Source organism: Peribacillus simplex, from assembly GCF_030123325.1.
Taxonomy (GTDB): domain Bacteria; phylum Bacillota; class Bacilli; order Bacillales; family DSM-1321; genus Peribacillus; species Peribacillus simplex_D.
Map to the genome: position 1 here is coordinate 1,160,968 of NZ_CP126106.1, position 19,283 is coordinate 1,180,250.

Sequence of the window (19,283 nt, forward strand, 5' to 3'; positions counted from 1 at the left end):
ATGTTTAGATGTTCATGGACATGTCAATTGGAGCCTAGCGGTGTCTACACTTTATGTATCAAAAAAGAATATCCGAATTTTCATATAAACATGAATGGCCAAGGATTTTTCAGGAATATGGAAAGGGTCAGCCGGATATTTTTGCTTAAAAATAATAAAGTTTGTACAATGTATGGAGAGAAAGAATAATTCGACATTATTCATTTCATATGCAAAAAGTCTCAATGAATAGTGCAAACATAGGAGGAGAACACATGGAATACAGAATCGAACGAGATACGATGGGTGAAGTGAAAGTTCCTGCTGATAAATATTGGGGAGCACAAACCGAGAGAAGCCGTAACAATTTCAAAATCGGCAACGAAAAAATGCCGATTGAATTAGTTCGTGCATTTGCATACGTTAAACAAGCTGCTGCAAAGGTGAACTATGATCTTGGTGATCTTTCCGAAGTTAAAAAGAATGCCATCGTCAAGATTTGCGGAGAAATCCTTGAAGGTACGCTTGATGAACATTTCCCGCTTGTAGTTTGGCAAACGGGAAGCGGCACGCAAAGTAATATGAACGTGAATGAAGTGGTCGCTAACAAAGGAAATGAATGGTTAAAAGAAAATGGTGAATCGGAAACCCTTCACCCGAATGATGATGTTAACAAGGCACAAAGCTCAAATGATACTTTCCCGACAGCCATGCATATTGCAGCCTTTATGGAAGTCGCTGAAAAATTGGTTCCTGCCATCAAAGCACTTCGTGATACATTCGATACAAAAGAAAAAGAATTTTGGGATGTCGTGAAAATCGGCCGGACACATCTTCAAGATGCTACACCATTAACATTGGGACAAGAAATTTCCGGTTGGAAAGCGATGCTCGATAAAGATTTGGCGATGATTGAGGAAAGCAGCCAAAAATTATTGAACCTTGCTCTAGGCGGAACGGCTGTAGGAACCGGAATCAATACAAAGAAAGAATTCCCGGGACTTTCCGCCAAACAAATTGCAGCGGATACAGGATATCCTTTTGTCACATCTGATAACAAGTTCCATGCTTTGACTAGCCATAACGAAATCGTCTACGCACACGGTGCTTTAAAAGCATTGTCAGCGGATTTAATGAAAATTGCGAACGACGTCAGATGGCTGGCTAGTGGTCCAAGAAGCGGAATCGGCGAAATAGCCATTCCAGAAAACGAGCCAGGCAGCTCCATCATGCCAGGTAAAGTCAATCCAACACAAAGTGAAGCGCTTACCATGATTGCAACACAAATCGTGGGTAACGATGCTACAATTGGCTTTGCAGCAAGCCAGGGTAATTTTGAATTGAATGTATTCAAGCCTGTCATCATCTATAACTTCCTGCAAACGGTAAAATTATTGACGGAAGGCATTCATTCATTCAACAATAATTGTGCGGTGGGCATCACTGCAAATGAAGATAAAATCAAAGAAAATGTGGAACGTTCCCTAATGTTGGTAACAGCATTGAACCCGCATATCGGTTATGAAAAAGCAGCCAAAATCGCCAAAACTGCATTCAAGGACAACTCAACATTGAAAGAAGCTGCGTTGAAATTGGATTTCCTGACGGAAGATGAATTCAATGCATGGGTCGATCCTGCTAACATGGTTAATAAATAATTGAATGGAAATACCCTCCCTCTGTTATTAGGGAGGGTGTTTCATGTGTTAAAATAATGGAATCGACAAATACTGAGAGCATAAGTATCGGGAACAGGAGGAAAAACAATGTCTATATGCCCGCTTTGCAATGGTCTAAGAAAAATTCATGTGAAATGCCCGGAATGCGGCAGTGACCTTGAGGATAAAGGGAAATTCATGGATTATGCTGATGATTACAGTGCTTATATGGATATCGACATACTTAAAGAAAACGACGGATACCCTCAATCCCTTCAAAAAGGTCAATGCCCGCATCTCATGAAATGCCCGGAATGCGGACATGATGAAGTGGTATTGGTCCAGGAATGAAATTTGAAAAAAACGAAAAGGACCCATAATTGAACTGCACCCCAATTGTTAGACAACATCTAACAATTGGAGGTGCAGTTTTTTTGACTAAATATACGATAGACGAAAAATTACATGCAGTTTTAGAGTACTTAGAAGGAAAAAAATCCTATAAATCCATTGCACAAGAAAGAAATGTAGGTTTATCCCCTCTGAAAAGATGGGTCGCTCGCTATCTAAAACATGGGATGGAAGGACTTGCTTCATCCTATACAAATTACACTCTGCCCTTTAAACTAGAGGTACTTAAATATATGAACGAATATGGGGCATCGATCAACGAGACCGCTGTACACTATAACCTTCCTTCCGATTCTACACTTTTGAATTGGGCAAATCAGTTTAAGGAAGGCGGTATAGACGCCCTTAAACCAAAGAAAAAGGGGCGTCTATCCATGAAAAAAGAAACCAAGAAAACATCGCCAGCTAATGGCTCTCAAGAAGCACTTCTTGCCGAATTAGAATACTTACGTGCAGAGAATGCCTATCTAAAAAAGTTGAATGCCTTAGTTCAAGAAAAGGAAGCCTTACAAAGAAAGAAAAAGCGAAAGTAGTCCATGAACTAAGGAAACAATTTGATTTAAATCTGCTTCTATCCATTTCTAAAATGGCACGGAGTACGTACTATTATTGGGTAAACGCCTTCGGGCGTGAGGATAAATACACAGAAATTAAATCACTTATCAAAGAGATTTTCCATACGCATAAAGGGCGTTATGGGTATCGGCGTATCACCCTAGAATTACGTAACCGAGGTGCTCGCATCAATCATAAAACAGTTCTCCGATTGATGAATGAACTAGGATTGAAGTCATTGGTTCGCATGAAGAAATATCGTTCGTACAAAGGGAACATCGGCAAGATTGCGCCCAACATTCTAGCACGTGATTTCAAGGCGGCAAAGTCCAATGAAAAATGGGTGACAGACGTCACCGAATTCCATCTAGCTGGGGAGAAACTATACTTATCGGCCATTCTTGATTTGTTTAATGGTGAAATCATCGCCTATAATATCGAATCTCGGCCTGTTTATCCGCTCGTTTCCAAAATGCTGGATAAAGCCTTTGATCGCTTGGAATCGAAAGATTCACCCATTCTCCATTCAGATCAGGGCTGGCATTATCAGATGAAACAATACTCGCATGATTTGAAAAGACATAACATTACACAAAGCATGTCCCGCAAAGGAAATTGTCTCGATAATGCGGTCATTGAAAACTTCTTTGGCTTATTAAAATCCGAATTACTCTATCTTCAAGAATTTGAAAGCATGGAGCATTTCAAACAAGAACTAGAAGAATATATCCATTACTACAATCATCAGCGAATCAAGGTAAAATTAAAAGGCATGAGCCCGGTAGATTACCGGGTTCATGCCCTCAAGGCTGCCTAATTAAATAAAGTGTCTAACTTTTTGGGTTCACTTCAAATGAATGGGTCTTTTTTACGTTTAATTGGCAGATAACTTCATGCTTTCCTGCATCTGTTCATCTTCTTCAACTAAAATGCGATGTTCGGTCCCTTTATCAAAAAAGTGTGCTTTATTCATGTCGAGGGCAAGTTCGATGTTTTCGCCTGCCTGGATGATGTTCTTGGCATCGACCCTTGCAACGAAGTCTTGTCCCTCTAATGTGGAGTAGAGCATGATCTCCGCGCCCATGAGTTCGGCTACATCAATTTGGGTTGTGAATGCAGTGTTAGGGGACTCCGTGAAATAAGCTCCTTCATTATGGAAATCCTCCGGACGGATGCCCAGGATTACATCTTTTCCGACATATCCTTGATCACGCAGCATTTTCATCTTCAATTCAGGTATTTCAAGTGTTTGTTCGCCTATTTTAATTATGCCTTCTTTTAATGTTCCAGTAAAGAAGTTCATGGCAGGCGATCCGATAAAGCCGCCGACGAAAACGTTTATCGGTTTCTCATAAACGTCCTTTGGTGCACCGACCTGTTGGATGATACCATCCTTCATTACAACAAGACGTGTCGCCATGGTCATTGCCTCTGTTTGGTCATGCGTGACATATATCGTTGTGGTGTCGAGCCGTTTATGTAGTTTAGCGATTTCCGCACGCATTTGAACCCGTAGCTTTGCGTCGAGATTGGATAATGGCTCATCCATCAAGAAAACTTTTGCGTCCCTTACAATTGCCCGGCCAAGTGCCACACGCTGGCGCTGACCACCTGAAAGGGCTTTAGGTTTCCTGTTTAGCAGCTCTTCAAGTCCGAGAATCCTTGCCGCTTCATGGACTCTTTGCTTGATTTCCGCTTTTGGCGTTTTCCTGAGCTTTAATCCGAATGCCATATTGTCATATACGGACATATGAGGATATAAGGCATAGTTCTGGAAAACCATCGCAATATCACGATCTTTAGGGGGGACATCATTGACCCGCTTGCCGTCTATATATAAATCCCCTTGGGAAATGTCTTCCAGTCCGGCAATCATCCTTAATGTCGTCGATTTGCCGCAACCCGATGGTCCCACAAAAACTATGAATTCCTTATCGGCAACACGAAGGTTGAAGTCTTTAACAGCGGTCACCTTTTTATCATAAATCTTGAATATATGATCCAACACTAACTCTGCCATGAAAAATCCCCCTTTTAAACTCCTGATTACTTGTACCAATTAGCTATAGTCTAAGCTATCGGATTTGAAAAAAGTATGGGCACATTGCACAAAAAAGGATGGAATTACCTGTTTGCGTTGAGAATTAATCATTCAGTAAAAGTAACAAGTATGCAGTGAAGGCATGATGGAAGTTTCTAATATCGAGACCAGTCCTTTCAGAGAATTTATCGATTCGGTATTGTAAGCTGTTCCGATGTATATAAAGCTGTTTGGCGGCATAGGTGGCATTTGAATTACATTCGATATACGTTTTAATCGTCTTGATTAGTTCAGTATCCTGCTTGGTCTTGCCAAGAATCTCATTGATATACCACTTTGCATCCTTATCGGATGGTTCATTTATTAATGAGTGAGGGATGACGTCTGCCAAATCAGCCACCTTTAGATCTGGCAGATGCACCTGTGCCAAATCAAAACACTTTTTCTCCTGAGTCCAGTGCTGATGAAGGTCTTGATTTATAGGGTGAAAGCGCCCGGCGAACATACGGGTCTTTACATAAAAGTCACTTTCAAGCGTGGAAGAAATGGCGATTAGTTCTTTATTTGATAAAGATTCATCCTCGTCCGTTTCAATTAAGACTCCTGCCGTTTCATTTTCCCAGACAATAGCTGCGTCGGATGGAACGAAAGCGAGGAAGGCTTCTTCAAAATCGGAGTTTGAAAAATCAGCATGAGTCAGCTTGAAATGAAGAAATCGAACATTCTCCCAGCTCGTTAAAGGCAATGGTGCATTCGGTTTGGATAAAAAAGTTTTCCATGATGAGTCTGGATGTGCATTGAGGTTATTTGTGTCTATGGAAGGAGCAAAAAGCAGTTCCAATAAAAGGATTTCTTCGGCTGTGATTTCTGAACGGTGAATGCCAAGCATACTTCTGGAGTCTTCGAACCAAACATAGGCAGAAATTTCATCAGTATCCATTTTATTGGTAAGAGCATTCGGGAATTTTTGTTTAAGATTTTCAAGCATCATTTCCACCTTCTTTCTCCTTTTCCATATCATTATAGCGAAAAAGAATAAAGTTCAAAAGATTAGGATATTGCTAGTTTTTCCGAGAAGGAAAAACCAAAGAAAAGTTGCAAGTATTATTAATTTCAGGAAAGGGTATTGCGTATGCTTTATGGAATATCGTTAAAGAGGAGGAGATCTTATGAACATTTTAATATTAGGTGGTACACGGTTTTTAGGCCGGTATTTAGCAAAAGCCGCGATAGAGATAGGGCATGATGTCACACTTTTTAACCGTGGAAGCAATCCTTATGTTTTTCCCGAAATAGAACAGTTAAAAGGGGACCGCGACGGGGATCTGGAAATGTTGAAAGGGAGACAGTGGGATGCAGTCATTGACACATCAGGATTTATCCCTCGAACTGTATCGAAATCGTGCAGATTGCTTAATCAAGTTAAATATTATACATATATTTCAAGTATCTCAGTTTATAGTGATCCAACCGAGCCAGGAATTGATGAAAATGGAGAGGTTCAAACACTAAATGATGATAAAGCAGAAGAGATCACCCGCGGAACTGCTGGACCGATATACGGTGAATATTATGGGCCGTTAAAATCATTAAGCGAAAAAGCAGCTGAAAAAGAACTGCCCGGGAAAATCTTGGCAATCCGTGCCGGGCAAATAGTAGGTCCATATGATTACACTGACCGATTGCCGTACTGGCTTAAAAGAATAGCGGAAGGGGGAGAAATTTTAGCTCCTGGACGCCCTGGACGTCCAATCCAAATTATCGATGCAAGGGACTTGGCTCAATGGATCATCCAAATGATAGAAAAAAGCATGACAGGTACGTATAATGCCGTTGGTCCGGATTACACACTGACTATGGGGCAATTACTTGAAGGCTGCAAAAAGGTAACAAGAAGTAATGCTGCCTTTACATGGGTCTCTGAAAAATTTTTAAATGACAATAAAGTAGAGCCGTGGGGAGAAATGCCTTTATGGATACCAGAAAAATTCCCTTTGCCAGGAGGTAAGGAACCTTTGAATGGGTTTTTGGCTGTCGACAACGATAAAGCCATCAATAATGGACTAACATTCCGGCCCCTATCAGAAACTCTCGAAGATATATGGAGTTGGGAAAAGAGCCGTCCGGAATCTGCCGATAGAAAAGCAGGCATCCACAGACAACATGAAAGTGATCTTCTTGGATTATGGAAACAGACAGTAGGTTGAACCTTTCTTTAAATACTTTTAAACAAACAACGTGAAGGAAACGATGGGGTAAAAAACCCATCGTTTTTTAGTCCATGGATGGGCTTGCAAGGTTTGTGAGGATTTCAAGGTTTTCCATGGCGGCTGCCACTTTTTCCTTAATGAAAGGCCTGTTCCCAATAAAAGGGAAGCAGGCCTCGATTATTTGATCAATTCATCCAGTCCGGTTTCCCGAATCCGGCAAATTTGTCATCGATGACTTTTTCAAACTGGTCGGATTCCACTACTGATTTTATATCCTTGGCAAATTGGGAGTCTACATCTTTTGTATTCACTGTAACAACGTTTCGATACATATCAGGCATTTTTTCTAAAACAAGGGCATCCTGGAGGTCCATTTTTGCTGCAAGAGCGAAATTGCCAGGGACCGCTGATAGGTCAACGCTGTCCGTTGCACGGGGCAATTGAGCGGATTCCAATGGTTTGAGTTGGATGTTTTTTGGATTTTTCGTTACATCCTTTTCAGATATTTTTAAAGGGTCGACATCTGGATCGACTTCAATCAACCCTTCATCCACCAGCACTTTAAGTGCACGTGCGAGGTTAACCGGATCATTGGGCACTGCAAGGGATGTACCGTCTTCAATTTCTTTCAATGATTTATACTTGTTCGAATATATGCCCATTGGTGCTGTTGGAACTATGATAAGGTCGGAAAGCTTTAAATCATTTTCTTTAGCGAAGTTATCCATGTACACTTTATGCTGGAAGAGGTTGGCGTCGATCGAATGATTGCCAAGGGACTTATTTGGCTGGATATAGTCGGTGAATTCGACGATCTCTATTTTGTAACCGAGATCTTCCAGACCTGGTTTGATGGCCTCTTTAACCATATCGGCGTAGGGCCCGGTAGTCGCCCCGATCTTCAATTCTTTTTTGTCTTCAATTTTTTGGGATGCATCATCGCTCCCGCATGCAGCCAAGCCAAGGGCAAGTGCACAGATTGATAATAGCGAAGCTATTTTCTTCATTTGAAATTCCTCCTGAGTAATGAAATGTATTGAATCATTGAAAAATGACTGATTCTATCGTTTGTTAACTATGTATGAGGCTTTGTCACCAACCATTTGAATGATTTGCACAAGGCAGATCAGCACGACGATCGTCGTGATCATGACTGTGTTGTCATAACGGTAATAACCGTACCGGATGGCCAGGTCGCCAATTCCGCCTCCGCCGATTGTCCCTGCCATTGCTGAGTAACCGATAAGCGAAATGGTCGTTAATGTCAGTCCTTGAATGATACCCGGTTTTGCCTCTGGAAGAAGTACATCCTTAATGATCATCCAAGGAGTGGCACCTACGGCAATTGCAGCTTCAATCACACCTCTGTCTATTTCACGTAATGCCGTTTCAACGATCCTTGCAAAAAAAGGTATTGCTGACACCGACAGGGATACAGAAGCCGCTCTCGGCCCAATCGTCGATCCAGTTAGAAAATCCGTTAAAGGAAGGAGGGCGACCAAGAGAATGATGAACGGGATTGAACGTACAATATTGACTGCGAATCCTAGAGATCGATTCACGATACCATTTTCAAAAAATAAATTCCTTGTTGTCGTGAACAGCAATACCCCAAGCGGTAAACCAATCAGCAGCGCTACTGCAAGGGAAACGCCGACCATATAAATCGTTTCAAGAAAGGCTTTATTAAGATCAGGTAAAATATTGACGATGGAATCAAGCAGTGACATGTTTTAACACCTCCACAGAACTGGAACGATTTTTAATATATTGCATTGCCGAATGAGTTTGAGCGGCATCGCCTATCAACTCGATGATTAAAATGCCTAAAGGGACATCCTGGATATACTCGATTTTACCGTGCAAAATATTACCCTTTACTGAATGGGATTGGAGAGCATCCGAAAGGATCGACTCACCGGCGGTTTGCCCTTCGAATTGAATTTTAATGATCGTACCTTTACTTTCTTCAATCAAGTGCGGAGGAAGTTCGAAATCCAGCACACTGCTAATGAATTGCCTCGTTAACTCCTGCTTAGGCCGTGAAAATATTTCATAAACGGGACCTTCTTCAATTACACGGCCATCCTGCATGACGGCGACACGGTGGCATAGTTCTTTGACCACTTCCATTTCATGTGTAATCAACACGATGGTGATGCCAAGCTTACTGCTTATCTTTTTCAATAATTGTAAAATCGCTTTTGTAGTTGTTGGATCAAGGGCTGAAGTCGCTTCATCACATAATAGTACAGTGGGGTCATTTGCCAAGGCACGGGCTATGCCTACCCGTTGCTTCTGTCCACCGCTAAGCTGCGCCGGATAGACATCTTTCTTATCACTGAGCCCTACGATTTCCAACAATTCCAATACACGTAACCTGATGTCATCCTTCGATCGATGCGCGGCCTTTAAGGCGAAAGCTACATTTTCATAAACGGTTTTTGAACTGACCAGTGAAAAGTGTTGGAATATCATTCCGATTTTTTGGCGTTGTTTACGAAGCTCTTTACTTGATAAAGAGGTTAAATCAATGCCGTCGATGATGATATTTCCACTTGTCGGACGTTCAAGCAAATTCAAGCAGCGGAGTAATGAGCTTTTTCCAGCTCCACTGTAGCCGACAATTCCATACACTTCGCCAGTTTGAATGGTTAAAGATATGTTATCCACTCCGATAACTCGGTTTTTCTTCGAGACGTATTCCTTTCGGACTGAACGGATTTCAATCATGAGCTTTCCCCCTTAAACATAAAAAATCTGCCTCTATCATTCAGAAAGAGGCAGCGAAATTATATCTCGTCTTATCTTTCAGAATGCAATCATTCTGCAGGAAGTGGCACCGTTCCCTAAGGGAGGTTGCCGGACATCGCAGGGCCTGATCCCTCCGTCACTCTTGATAAGTAAATTATTATTTTAGAATATTTCAAGTTTTTCTAATATAATCTATATTATTTGTAATATTCGCCAATGTCAATCGTTTCCGTGATTTTGGGATGATTTTTTGTTAATAAAATTTAGTACGGTTCGTTAAAATGATTCTTGAAAAAAGGGCTATTATGCAATAATCCAGCATTTACGTCCAGGTTAATTATTCCAAAATTTCCTTGTCAAAAAGGTGAAGTGGTAATACATTTATTATAGTAAAGTTAAAAAAAGGAAGATGAAACTATTTCTGTGTAATGATGGGGAGGCAAATGAATGATAGAGATTAACACGATTAATGATGTGGTTTGTGTGAACGGGACTCCTGGCGGGAATAAATCGGGGATGAGTGTTTATGTCTTTTTAACGGATGGCCTATTGATAGATACTGGCGCACAGATTTTATTGGAAGAGCTTATTCCATTCTATGAGTCCGCAAACTTCGACTCAGTGGCCCTGACTCACTATCATGAAGACCATACCGGGGGCGCTGCATGGATACAGGAACATAAAAAGGTCCCGCTTTTCATTCACCCGATGTCGGTTGAGGTTTGTGCAAAGGATGCTGTATATCCTGAATATCGTAAAATTTTCTGGGGAAAGAGGGACGCCTTTAAAGCTGAGCCGGTAGGAAAGGCCATTCATTCACGCACCCAGACGTGGGAGCCGATTTTTACCCCTGGTCATGCAAAGGACCATATGGTGTATTTGAATCACAATAATGGCATGCTCTTTTCAGGAGACCTTTTCGTAACACCAAAAACAAAGCTTGTCTTACGGGAAGAGTCCGTCCCGGTCATCATCGATTCCATAAAAAGATTACTTCAATATGACTTCGGTGAAGTGTTTTGCTGCCATGCTGGGCATGTCCCTGATGGGAAGGACATGTTTCGGAAAAAGCTGGATTATTTGGAAAACCTTCAAGGTGAAATTTTACGCTTACATTCTCAAGGGCTGACCGTTCATGAAATCCAGCAGGTCGTTTTACCGAATCAATATCCTCTTATCGAGATATCTGGGCATGAATGGGATTCAGAGCATATCATTACATCGATATTAAATGAAAATATTTTAAGTGCGAGGGAGAATGGAACTACTTGAATGTTATCGGTTAGGGGGGAATGCAGTGCAAGCGGGAGATGAACGGGATAAGTAATAAAGGAGAGCTCTCCATAAGAGAGCCCACATAATTTATTTATTTTCGTTGGGATCTGTTTCATCATAAAAATCATGTGCTTCTTCGATGTTCTGAAGGTTAGCTACTTCATACACATTTCCGCCCGCCATTCCTTCATTGATGATACGGTCGATATCCAGGTAAACGGAGTCCTTGCCATCATATTCGGTATCCTTCAAAAATGTCATTTTTTCTTTATCCAAAATTAATCCCTCCTAGCCTTTTCTTTAGTTTGGGCAAAGGAGTTTTTTTTATTCTGTTTAGGGATTTCATGAATGTAAAGAGGGTTCATTCATATACATGGAAGATCATTAAATCATGTATCATGCTTTTGAGTTTGGTTTCATCTGTTTCGGAAGGCGGGTTGGCTGTCCACTCGATGGATCCATCTTTATGATATAAGGCTTGGACTGCCTGCTTGTTGAAATAAAAGGAAATTCTCCATCCTGGCAGATTTTTATGCAATGGTGCCCATTGAAAATGAGTGATCATATGTATTACCTCCATATATACAGTTTCTCATTTAAGTATAATGGAAAACGGCAGCTGGAGGTGTTATTTTATTGTCAGGTTGGGAAAAGTTAATTCAATGAAAAGATTTTTTAAATGTAAAAGCCTGTTTGTTTCAATTTCCACCTCATCGAATTGCATGGGCTTTGAGTTCACTTCATATATGAAGAGCGAGCCCGATTCGTCTTCACCTATATCAATGGAAAACTCTCCGAGAAACCCGATTTTTTTCGATAGTATCTCTCCGCATTTTTGGGCGATATTCGCTAATTTTTGATTCAGGCTTCTTGATTGCAGGTCTTGATAAGGAAAAAGCTTACCCCCTCGGGGAGTGTGGGTGGTGATTTCCTGTGTTTGTGACATCCTTACCGCTTTGCCGGTCACTTTATAAAAACCTTTTTCATAATGGACGAGAATCCGGTAATCATAACGATGTCCAAAAAGTTTTTTTGGTCTGATCGCCTGTTGAGCAAGATAGCTCCTTTTTAATAAATCCCTTTTTTTTGTTTCCCAGAATGATGCGAAATCCTGGAAAGACTCACTATGCTTCAAGCTATTGAACAATAGTGTATCATCATCATTTTTGATTATGGTATAAATGCCCTTCCCTTGGCTTCCTTTGCAGGGTTTAAGGTATATGTGCCTGTAGGTCTCCAGGAATGCATAAAGGCAATCGCTGTTTCGTAAGACCGCTGTGGGCGGAAGGTGTTTTGTGAGGAATCCATCTTCATTTAATGCTTCGAACATTACATATTTATCAATAAAACAGGGGTTGAATAGATTCATTCGGTAACCTTTAAAGTGTGTGATAAGATGTTGGAATTCCTCTGACGCCTCATAGCTCCTAGAGGGGATACGGTTATAGACGATGTCAGGGAAGGGTACTTTACATTCGATCCACTTGTTTGAAATGGAGGAAAAAACATACCCTTTCAACGAATCGGGATGAAGGGCATTTCCTGTGAATACATATGCCAATATTCCATGTTTTAATAAATATAATGATAGGTCCCGAAAAAGGGTCAGGTTTCCACCCAAACCTGATTCCTTTTTGGGATTGGATACAGTTAGAATTCCGACGGTGAGCATCCGGTTACCCGGATATATCGTGACTGGAATTAGGGGTTGATTCGAATGTTCCTTTTTATAGTTGATTTCCTCTTCGGCAGAGCCGGCGAAAAGTTCAGCATTCTCATGATTGTGGTACCAATTTTCAGTGGGGCTATCGTAAAAAATGTTCATCGCGGCACACTGATTGATTTCGTGATCGTCTGTTCCGTAAGATAAATGGCATAATCAAGGCTTAGCTTTCTGGTCAGCAATTCGAAATCCTTGAGTTTTGGATGGGCGAATATGGAACGTCCAGGTTTGGAATTGGCTTCGAACATCCAAACCTGCCCTTTTTTATCCAATCCAAAATCAAATCCTATTTCTGCAATGATGCCGTCCAAGTTCTTTTCAATACTGTCACTTAAAATCAGAGCGGCTTCCGATAGCTTTCGTTCGACTTCTTTCGCCTCATCGTCATCTCCATACAGTTCGGCAACCGTTTTGATGACACCCCCGCTTTTAATATGGGTCGTGACACTGCCGGCGCCGGCGATTTTTGCGGCAATCGCGGTTACCTGCCATTTTCCATTACTGTCCTTGTTCGTGTGGACCCGGAAATCCACTGGACGTTTTTCAAATCGAATTAATGGGATGCCCTGCTGCACGATAAGATTCTCAAGCGGTCGGTCGTGAAAAATATGTTTAACGATGGATTCCAATGTAGGAAATTTTTGCAGTTTATTTTCTTTTGCTTCATTTGTATAGCGACAATAGTAAACATCCTTATGCTTATCATAAAGAATTTGGTGAATCCCTAGACCGAGGCTGCCGTGAATGGGCTTTATATAAACTTGCCGGTAATGGGAAAGAAGGGTTTCCACCACGGACATGGATTGAAATGGATACGTTTCCGGCAAATAAGGCAGTGCCCGCTCATCTGCGCATAGCCTTTCATTTACATCCCATTTATTGAAAAATCCAGGATTATACCATGGTATGGTATATTTTTTTTGAAATTTCTGCTTCACTTCTTTAGGTCCATCGCGGTTTTCCGTCAACCGATTCGGGAGACGGTCATAGATGACATTAGGAAAAGGAAATTCATTAATGTGCCAGTAATCGTTATCAAACACATAGCCTTTGATTGTCTCCTCATCCCAATTGATTACATTCTCTCCAAAAACAAAGGGGATACAGCCAGTGGTCCTGCTAAGCGAAAGGAGTTTTGCGAAAAATTCCGATCTCTCCCCTAATGGTTTGTTTGAAACGCCAGTGAAGCCTGAGGAAAATATTCCGACAAGCGGTCCGATATGGATGCTCTTGCCGTAAATGAATAAATGAAGGGGAATATCGGTATGATTGAATATTAGTGATTCCGCAAGACTTTCCGATAGGACGATTGACTGATTGACGTCTGGGTTTTGTTTGGCGATGGCAGGACATGAATGCCGTCCGAAATAAATTAATTCAATCTCTGCCAAATCTCCAAGCTCTGAAGGGTAGTAGAGAACATTGCCAGGGATAGCGGCAATTTCGGCAGGATAAGTCTTTCTCACTTTCTATTCACCTGCTTTCTGAAGATGTTCGGCTAAATACTGGCAATATTGAAACGGTGCGCGATGAATATCCTTCATGGTCTCCGGCTGTAGTGCCTGGATGATTTTCCTTCCGGGCTTCGAGTTAATGTCCATGATCCATAATTGGCCTTTTTTATCGATGCCTAAATCAATCCCCAATTCGAATAATCTTTCAAAGACAGCTTCGGTTTCTACGGGCAGGGTGCGAAGGATATGCTGAATCTTTTGTTCGACGGCAATCGAAATCGTTTCCGGGTTTCTTTTGTTGAAAGTCTCCAATGAAATGGCTTCCCCGCCTGTGGCAAGATTTGAAGTAATTGCGTCTTTTTGTCCTGTACGAATTCCGCGGCCCCGTTCCATCCATTGATTCTTCTCGTTTTTTTGAAGGAAAATCCGTAAATCGAATGGCTCGTTATTTTGGTTACAAAGTTCCAAATATGGCTGGCAAAGGTAACGATATCGATTTAATAAATGCTGCAGCCATTTGTTAAGCTGAGATTTGGAGGAGAATGGGCGGTCATATTTGGTGCCCTTTTTCGTCATCGATACCAAAGTGCCATCTTCGGTTTTTGAAAGAAGATAGATTCCTGTACCGCCTGCACCGAATTCAGGTTTGATGATGATTTTATCCAGGCGTTCCAACTGAGCGGTAATATCTTCAGGTGTCGTCACTTGTACGGTCTCTGGAAAAAATGCCTGCAGGTGTGGATGGTTTTTTAGGATTTGGTACACTTCCCACTTACCAGGAAGGCCCAGCCCTAAGAAATTCGAGTTATCTTTTAACCAATCGATTTTGTGCCGCGTTTCCGTTGACTCACGGACTAATCCGTGAAAACAGCGATCATATACAAAATCAGGTAAATCAAAAAATGTGGCAATCCAATTTTCATTCTCGGCATCAAAACGCTCGCCGCGCACTTTTTTCAGATCCATATCAATATTTTCAGGTGAGAATTTACAAACTTTCATATTAAATGATTTAGCGGTTTTGGCTATTTCGGTGAAGTAGTTGTTTTCATGTGTATCCGACGCGGCCATTAATCCTATTAACACGAGCTAGCAACTCCTTTTATGGATGTTTTTCGCGGTTAAGGGCAAGCATGAAATCTATGATGGATTTTACTGATGGACGAAAGGTTTCATAGTTGCCTTGAAATTTTTTCGAAGGTTTTGAATTCACTTCGATGATCCATGGATGTGTATCGGTATCCAGTGCTAAATCGATCCCTAACTCGCCGAAATCGTCATGGTTTTCGACCAAGGCCTGGGCAGTATTTTTAGCCAGCCGTACGAGCTTTTGATATATGCGGCTGGCTTCCTGAAGGTCAAAAGCTTCCTTTAGAAAATCCGGCCCATTTTTCATCAATCCGCCTTGTGCAAGATTGGAAACAATAGTACCAGGGTCCCCAATCCGGGCAACCATTGATGAAACTTTCCATTCAAGCTGATCGTTCCGGTGAAGAAGTATACGGAAATCAACTTTTCTCTGATCGATTTCGAATAGGGAAATCCCTTTTTGAAGAATGAAAGATCGTTTTCTGGAAAATCTTTTTAACGTTTCGTACAACTTTTCATCCGTATCTGCAAAATGTACATTCTGAAGATGTCCGGATTGCTCGATTTTCCATATTCCAGCTACTTGCGTTAATCTGCAAATATTCCTGCCTTGGCTGCCTGCTGAAGGTTTAAAGTAGATTACCGAATGCTTTTCTATAAATGTCAAGAAAGATTCCTTTTCGTTAAAAAGGATCGTCTCTGGCAAATTTGCCAACAGTTCATCTTCTAAGATTAGCAGCTCATGTACATGATGTTTGGAGAGGAACCTTCCATTGAACATTGGTATCGTCCGTTCTTCCAGTTCAGTTTTAAACAGCTTGAAAGAATGCGATTCCTCAAGTTTGCGTGAATGTATCCGGTTATAAATTACATCAGGAATGGGGAGGGGCAAGGTTTGCCAGCCATCTTGCCCTGGCAGGTAGCCTTCCACAACCCCATCTTGAAGAGACTGCAGTTTTACTAAATAGAAGGGGATGCCCTGCTGATTACAATATGATTTCATTTCCTGATAAAATTTTTCCATCTCGCCGAATGTCCCGTCTTGCAACGGGGTCTGGTTCATGAGTGAAGCGAAGAATGGGCCTATTTTAATTGACCTTCCTTCCGCATGGTATGAGACGGAGATTGGATCTAAAAAAACGGGTAAGGATAAAATTTGGTTCATATCATATGAAAGTTTCAGAGTAGGCTGGGATGACGGGAATGGCTGGACAAGTACCGGGACGGAACGGCATCCAGCCATTATCGTTAAGGGTTCTCCAAATTGAAGGCCCCATTCCTCAAATAGTTTTTCTTCGATAAACAGTAACGCCTTCTTTCTAGTTTCTGCGGAATTTACCGTAATGAAAACTTTCTGATGGTTAAGGTTCATAATAATTCCCCGTTTGCACTAAGTTTGATATCCTTTTATAAGTAAATGATGGGCAAATGTGGATAACACATTCTATGTTTTTATTATTAGAAGGTGTCATCAAGCCTTTATTTCAAGCAATTAAAGGAGAAATTTAAAGGGTGAGTTTGGGTGAAGATACTGTTTATGGCCGTCGTAGGCGCTGTAAAGGTTCTTCACTAATTTAGCTATCAGAATGCTGTTCAGACCTTATAAACCAATCTATTCTTTCGCGAAACAGCTGCCGTTGACGGCAGGGTTGATTCCGAAGCTGCTGGATGAATTAGGCAAACAATTAGGCAATATGTTAATGATGCCTCTTTACAGAATATGAAAATTTTCGTGAAGGCAGAAGTAAAGAAAGCATTGCATACAGAAAAAAGTGCTGTACAATTGCTTGTTCCAATTGGGAATGAAGAGAGCTGGTTCGAGAATTGAAGCCAATTTCCGGGACACCATTGTCGAAAAGGGCGTCCCGGTCTTCGTGGAGTAAGGTGCCGATTACTTAATCACTTATTTTCAACCGCTATTCCAAAAACTGCATTTGGAGATAACGTGGAAGAACAGGTTTCTTCATTTTCGGTGTCCAGACTTGAGGAAATGGTCGATTACATCACTAATGCGAAATTGTCGGTGATCACATATCTTGGGGCTTTGCTTGGTGGAATCAACGGTTTATTTCAAGGATTCGTAATTGTTTTAATAGGATGACGTGTAATTCTCAATCGGATTTGTTATAGTGGAAAAGGTGTATGAATACAATGATTACCGGGAGGGGAAATAAATGAGTAACGTATATGATGCAGCGTATGAAATGGAGAAGGCGATTAGGGCTAGTAATGAATATGCCGATTTGCAACGCTTATATGATCTTGTCAATTCTGATGAAGCAACAAAAGGAATGTTTGAAAACTTCCGAAATCTGCAGATGTCATTGCAGCAAAAGCAAATGATGGGACAGGAGATTGCACCGGAAGAGGTTGAGCAAGCACAAAAGACGGTACAGCTTGTCCAACAAAACCCAACCATTTCACAATTGATGGAAGCTGAACAACGGATGAGCATGGTCATTGCAGACCTCAATAAAATTATCATGAAGCCGCTTGAAGATTTATATGGCTTGCCTGATCAACAGCAATAAGCAGTTGGAGACTCCCTTCTATAATGGTTGGGGGTTTTTTTGTTCCCTGAATGCACCGGTGCAAGGGTCATGAACCACTATTTGTTCTATTCCCGAAATTTTAGTCATAAATTTGAAAGAGGATATTACAGATGGGGGAGATCAGCATGGTATATCGACTACTTGCGGTAAATATCGACGGGACATTGCTCCAGTCGAATGGCCGTTTAAATAAATCGACTAAAGAAGCAATAGATTATGTTCACCAAAAAGGTGTCCATGTTGCACTTGTGACGTCAAGAAACTATCACTCAGCAAAAAAAGTGGCCAAAGCCCTAAAAATAAATCCGATGATCGTTGCTCAGCAAGGAGCCTTTGTCGGAGCTTCCATGGAAAAGCCGATAATGGTAAAACGAATATCGGAAGAACTGACTGTAGAGCTCGTGCAAATGCTTGAAAAGACCACATGCCAAATATTGCTCATTCATGAAAAGTACTCGCTGGGCAATCGGGTGAACCTTCCGGAGAATTTGCTAGGTAAATCGGTTATGTATTTGAATGATCAAAATATTTATGCTCAAAATTATGTCGACGATATCAGCGAAGAGCTTATTGACCAGCCGATGGCCCCGACGAAGATGGACATAATATTTTCAGAAAAAACTGATCGAAATGATATATTGAAATTGATAAAGAAAATGTTCCCTGAGGTGGATGCGATATTACATCCAGGACATAAAATGACAATCGTTCCGAAGGGGGTTTCTAAATGGAGTGGTGTATTGTATTTAGCCGACCATTTAGAGGTGAGAAGAACGGAAATCGTCTCGATTGGTGATGGATTGGATGATATAGAGATGATTGCCGGTTCTGGTCTGGGAGTTGCCATGGGCAATGCTGATGAGGAAGTAAGGAAAGTGGCAAAATGGGTGACGCGCTCCAATGACCAAGATGGAGTTGCCTATATGCTGAGGGAATTTTTCCGGAAACAGCATCCAATCGAATTTTTACAAAAGATGAATATGCTTAAGTGATTGACGGGGCCCCTTCATATAGAAGGGGCCCCATTCAGATAGTGCCGCTTGCGAGGCCTGTTTTATTTCATAAATAATTATAAGCTTCTTTCCATAAACTAAAGGATAATCAGTAATGGAAAGGAAGAATTCAATGGGTGTAATCAATGCAAAAGAAGTGCAAGTCGGTGATGAGGTGTTTGTGATTTATAATAATCCCCATGTTCCCACCGTTTCGAATATAAGGGCAGCGGAAATTGTCCCGCATCCCAAAGATCCCAATGCAGTCGCCTTGTTCCTGAACGAAACATTTCATACGATTGAGGATGATGATGCTTTGTTCACTTCGGAAGCCGCAGCGGAAAAAGCATACAGTGATTATATGGGTAACCAGGACCAGATGACTTGAAGAGGCGTTTACTTTGCTTTACGGAAAGAGAATGAACAGATGAAAGCCCTCGCTTATAAAGCGGGGGCTCCTTTAGATTATATTTGCGAGTAAAAGCTCGGATTTCACGAGTAACGCTCGAATTCACGAGTAAAAGCTCAGAATTCATGAGTAAATGCTTGAAATTCACGAGTATTTGCTCCAAACTCACGAGTAAAAGCTC

Annotated in this window: 19 protein-coding genes, 1 pseudogene and 1 riboswitch; of the genes and pseudogenes, 9 read left to right on the forward strand and 11 right to left on the reverse strand. The window is 41.3% G+C overall.

Features of this window, described 5'->3' with window-relative positions:
• Positions 1-254 precede the first annotated feature (254 nt).
• From fumC to QNH43_RS05570, 3 genes are all read left to right on the forward strand, one after another.
• Positions 255-1,637 carry a class II fumarate hydratase gene (gene fumC / locus QNH43_RS05560; protein ID WP_283917099.1) on the forward strand — a complete coding sequence of 461 codons (1,383 nt, stop codon included), beginning with the start codon at positions 255-257 and terminating at the stop codon, positions 1,635-1,637.
• Positions 1,638-1,745: 108 nt separating this feature from the next.
• Positions 1,746-1,988 (forward strand): hypothetical protein, encoded by a 243-nt coding sequence (locus QNH43_RS05565; RefSeq protein ID WP_076367341.1) that lies wholly within the window; start codon positions 1,746-1,748, stop codon positions 1,986-1,988.
• 83 nt (positions 1,989-2,071) lie between these two features.
• Positions 2,072-3,420, forward strand: a protein-coding gene (locus QNH43_RS05570; protein ID WP_283914783.1) for an IS3 family transposase whose coding sequence is annotated in 2 segments (ribosomal slippage) — positions 2,072-2,516 and positions 2,516-3,420 — 1,350 coding nt in all. Because the reading frame shifts where the segments join, the coding sequence is not laid out codon by codon here.
• A 57-nt stretch (positions 3,421-3,477) separates the two neighbouring features.
• On the opposite strand, the gene QNH43_RS05575 is transcribed toward QNH43_RS05570, so the two are convergent.
• Positions 3,478-4,623, reverse strand: a complete 1,146-nt coding sequence (locus tag QNH43_RS05575) for an ABC transporter ATP-binding protein (RefSeq protein ID WP_283917100.1) — start codon at positions 4,621-4,623, stop codon at positions 3,478-3,480.
• Between the two features lie 124 nt (positions 4,624-4,747).
• Positions 4,748-5,635, reverse strand: a complete 888-nt coding sequence (locus QNH43_RS05580; protein ID WP_283918292.1) for a PucR family transcriptional regulator — start codon at positions 5,633-5,635, stop codon at positions 4,748-4,750.
• Positions 5,636-5,813: 178 nt separating this feature from the next.
• Here QNH43_RS05580 and QNH43_RS05585 point away from each other — a divergent pair, with 178 nt between their 5' ends.
• Positions 5,814-6,851, forward strand: coding sequence for an NAD-dependent epimerase/dehydratase family protein (locus tag QNH43_RS05585; protein WP_283917101.1), 1,038 nt, complete (start codon positions 5,814-5,816; stop codon positions 6,849-6,851).
• A 188-nt stretch (positions 6,852-7,039) separates the two neighbouring features.
• Here the strand turns inward: QNH43_RS05585 and QNH43_RS05590 are convergent, their stop codons facing one another.
• Genes QNH43_RS05590 through QNH43_RS05600 form a run of 3 tightly spaced genes read right to left on the reverse strand, consistent with a single transcriptional unit; the run spans position 7,040 to position 9,587 of the window.
• On the reverse strand, positions 7,040-7,861 hold the full coding sequence (locus tag QNH43_RS05590; protein ID WP_283917102.1) for a MetQ/NlpA family ABC transporter substrate-binding protein: 822 nt from the start codon (positions 7,859-7,861) through the stop codon (positions 7,040-7,042).
• Between the two features lie 54 nt (positions 7,862-7,915).
• The gene (locus QNH43_RS05595; protein ID WP_283917103.1) at positions 7,916-8,584 is read right to left on the reverse strand and encodes a methionine ABC transporter permease; all 669 of its coding nucleotides are present in this window, start codon (positions 8,582-8,584) and stop codon (positions 7,916-7,918) included.
• The gene (locus QNH43_RS05600; RefSeq protein WP_283917104.1) at positions 8,571-9,587 is read right to left on the reverse strand and encodes a methionine ABC transporter ATP-binding protein; all 1,017 of its coding nucleotides are present in this window, start codon (positions 9,585-9,587) and stop codon (positions 8,571-8,573) included. Before QNH43_RS05600 ends, QNH43_RS05595 begins: the two co-directional genes overlap by 14 nt.
• Before the next feature lie 68 nt (positions 9,588-9,655).
• Positions 9,656-9,760, reverse strand: a riboswitch (SAM riboswitch).
• 295 nt (positions 9,761-10,055) lie between these two features.
• Between QNH43_RS05600 and QNH43_RS05605 the strand changes: the two genes are divergently transcribed.
• Complete coding sequence (locus QNH43_RS05605; RefSeq protein ID WP_076367327.1) at positions 10,056-10,880, forward strand: MBL fold metallo-hydrolase; 825 nt, start codon at positions 10,056-10,058, stop codon at positions 10,878-10,880.
• Positions 10,881-10,970: 90 nt separating this feature from the next.
• Here QNH43_RS05605 and QNH43_RS05610 read toward each other — a convergent pair whose 3' ends face one another.
• The 6 genes from QNH43_RS05610 to QNH43_RS05635 all read right to left on the reverse strand — a co-directional run bounded on the left by QNH43_RS05610 (position 10,971) and on the right by QNH43_RS05635 (position 16,521).
• Positions 10,971-11,159 carry a hypothetical protein gene (locus tag QNH43_RS05610; RefSeq protein ID WP_076367325.1) on the reverse strand — a complete coding sequence of 63 codons (189 nt, stop codon included), beginning with the start codon at positions 11,157-11,159 and terminating at the stop codon, positions 10,971-10,973.
• An 85-nt stretch (positions 11,160-11,244) separates the two neighbouring features.
• On the reverse strand, positions 11,245-11,448 hold the full coding sequence (locus QNH43_RS05615) for a YheE family protein (protein WP_076367323.1): 204 nt from the start codon (positions 11,446-11,448) through the stop codon (positions 11,245-11,247).
• 63 nt (positions 11,449-11,511) lie between these two features.
• The gene (locus tag QNH43_RS05620) at positions 11,512-12,708 is read right to left on the reverse strand and encodes a YheC/YheD family endospore coat-associated protein (protein ID WP_283917105.1); all 1,197 of its coding nucleotides are present in this window, start codon (positions 12,706-12,708) and stop codon (positions 11,512-11,514) included.
• On the reverse strand, positions 12,705-14,072 hold the full coding sequence (locus QNH43_RS05625; RefSeq protein ID WP_283917106.1) for a YheC/YheD family endospore coat-associated protein: 1,368 nt from the start codon (positions 14,070-14,072) through the stop codon (positions 12,705-12,707). The genes QNH43_RS05620 and QNH43_RS05625 overlap by 4 nt, the downstream gene beginning before the upstream one ends.
• 3 nt (positions 14,073-14,075) lie before the next feature.
• Positions 14,076-15,146, reverse strand: a complete 1,071-nt coding sequence (locus QNH43_RS05630) for a YheC/YheD family endospore coat-associated protein (RefSeq protein ID WP_283917107.1) — start codon at positions 15,144-15,146, stop codon at positions 14,076-14,078.
• A gap of 16 nt (positions 15,147-15,162) precedes the next feature.
• Entirely contained in the window at positions 15,163-16,521 is a 1,359-nt protein-coding gene (locus QNH43_RS05635) for a YheC/YheD family endospore coat-associated protein (protein WP_283917108.1), read from the reverse strand.
• 522 nt (positions 16,522-17,043) lie between these two features.
• Here QNH43_RS05635 and QNH43_RS05645 point away from each other — a divergent pair.
• From QNH43_RS05645 to QNH43_RS05660, 4 genes and pseudogenes are all read left to right on the forward strand, one after another.
• Positions 17,044-17,250 (forward strand): annotated as a pseudogene (locus QNH43_RS05645) (DUF445 family protein); the annotation flags it as partial.
• Positions 17,251-17,323: 73 nt separating this feature from the next.
• Positions 17,324-17,680, forward strand: a complete 357-nt coding sequence (locus QNH43_RS05650) for a YlbF/YmcA family competence regulator (protein ID WP_076367313.1) — start codon at positions 17,324-17,326, stop codon at positions 17,678-17,680.
• 146 nt (positions 17,681-17,826) lie between these two features.
• Positions 17,827-18,693, forward strand: coding sequence for a Cof-type HAD-IIB family hydrolase (locus QNH43_RS05655; protein ID WP_283917110.1), 867 nt, complete (start codon positions 17,827-17,829; stop codon positions 18,691-18,693).
• 115 nt (positions 18,694-18,808) lie between these two features.
• A complete protein-coding gene (locus QNH43_RS05660) occupies positions 18,809-19,081 on the forward strand; it encodes a transcriptional regulator SplA domain-containing protein (protein ID WP_434060153.1) in 273 nt (90 codons plus the stop codon).
• Positions 19,082-19,283: the final 202 nt, after the last annotated feature.

Excerpts from the sequence above, each read along its gene's own strand:
- fumC (WP_283917099.1), top strand. The coding sequence starts at position 255 with ATGGAATACAGAATCGAACGAGATACGATGGGTGAAGTGAAAGTTCCT.
- QNH43_RS05565 (WP_076367341.1), top strand. The coding sequence starts at position 1,746 with ATGTCTATATGCCCGCTTTGCAATGGTCTAAGAAAAATTCATGTGAAA.
- QNH43_RS05575 (WP_283917100.1), bottom strand. The coding sequence starts at position 4,623 with ATGGCAGAGTTAGTGTTGGATCATATATTCAAGATTTATGATAAAAAG.
- QNH43_RS05580 (WP_283918292.1), bottom strand. The coding sequence starts at position 5,635 with ATGATGCTTGAAAATCTTAAACAAAAATTCCCGAATGCTCTTACCAAT.
- QNH43_RS05585 (WP_283917101.1), top strand. The coding sequence starts at position 5,814 with ATGAACATTTTAATATTAGGTGGTACACGGTTTTTAGGCCGGTATTTA.
- QNH43_RS05590 (WP_283917102.1), bottom strand. The coding sequence starts at position 7,861 with ATGAAGAAAATAGCTTCGCTATTATCAATCTGTGCACTTGCCCTTGGC.
- QNH43_RS05595 (WP_283917103.1), bottom strand. The coding sequence starts at position 8,584 with ATGTCACTGCTTGATTCCATCGTCAATATTTTACCTGATCTTAATAAA.
- QNH43_RS05600 (WP_283917104.1), bottom strand. The coding sequence starts at position 9,587 with ATGATTGAAATCCGTTCAGTCCGAAAGGAATACGTCTCGAAGAAAAAC.
- QNH43_RS05605 (WP_076367327.1), top strand. The coding sequence starts at position 10,056 with ATGATAGAGATTAACACGATTAATGATGTGGTTTGTGTGAACGGGACT.
- QNH43_RS05615 (WP_076367323.1), bottom strand. The coding sequence starts at position 11,448 with ATGATCACTCATTTTCAATGGGCACCATTGCATAAAAATCTGCCAGGA.
- QNH43_RS05620 (WP_283917105.1), bottom strand. The coding sequence starts at position 12,708 with ATGAACATTTTTTACGATAGCCCCACTGAAAATTGGTACCACAATCAT.
- QNH43_RS05635 (WP_283917108.1), bottom strand. The coding sequence starts at position 16,521 with ATGAACCTTAACCATCAGAAAGTTTTCATTACGGTAAATTCCGCAGAA.
- QNH43_RS05650 (WP_076367313.1), top strand. The coding sequence starts at position 17,324 with ATGAGTAACGTATATGATGCAGCGTATGAAATGGAGAAGGCGATTAGG.
- QNH43_RS05655 (WP_283917110.1), top strand. The coding sequence starts at position 17,827 with ATGGTATATCGACTACTTGCGGTAAATATCGACGGGACATTGCTCCAG.
- QNH43_RS05660 (WP_434060153.1), top strand. The coding sequence starts at position 18,809 with ATGGAAAGGAAGAATTCAATGGGTGTAATCAATGCAAAAGAAGTGCAA.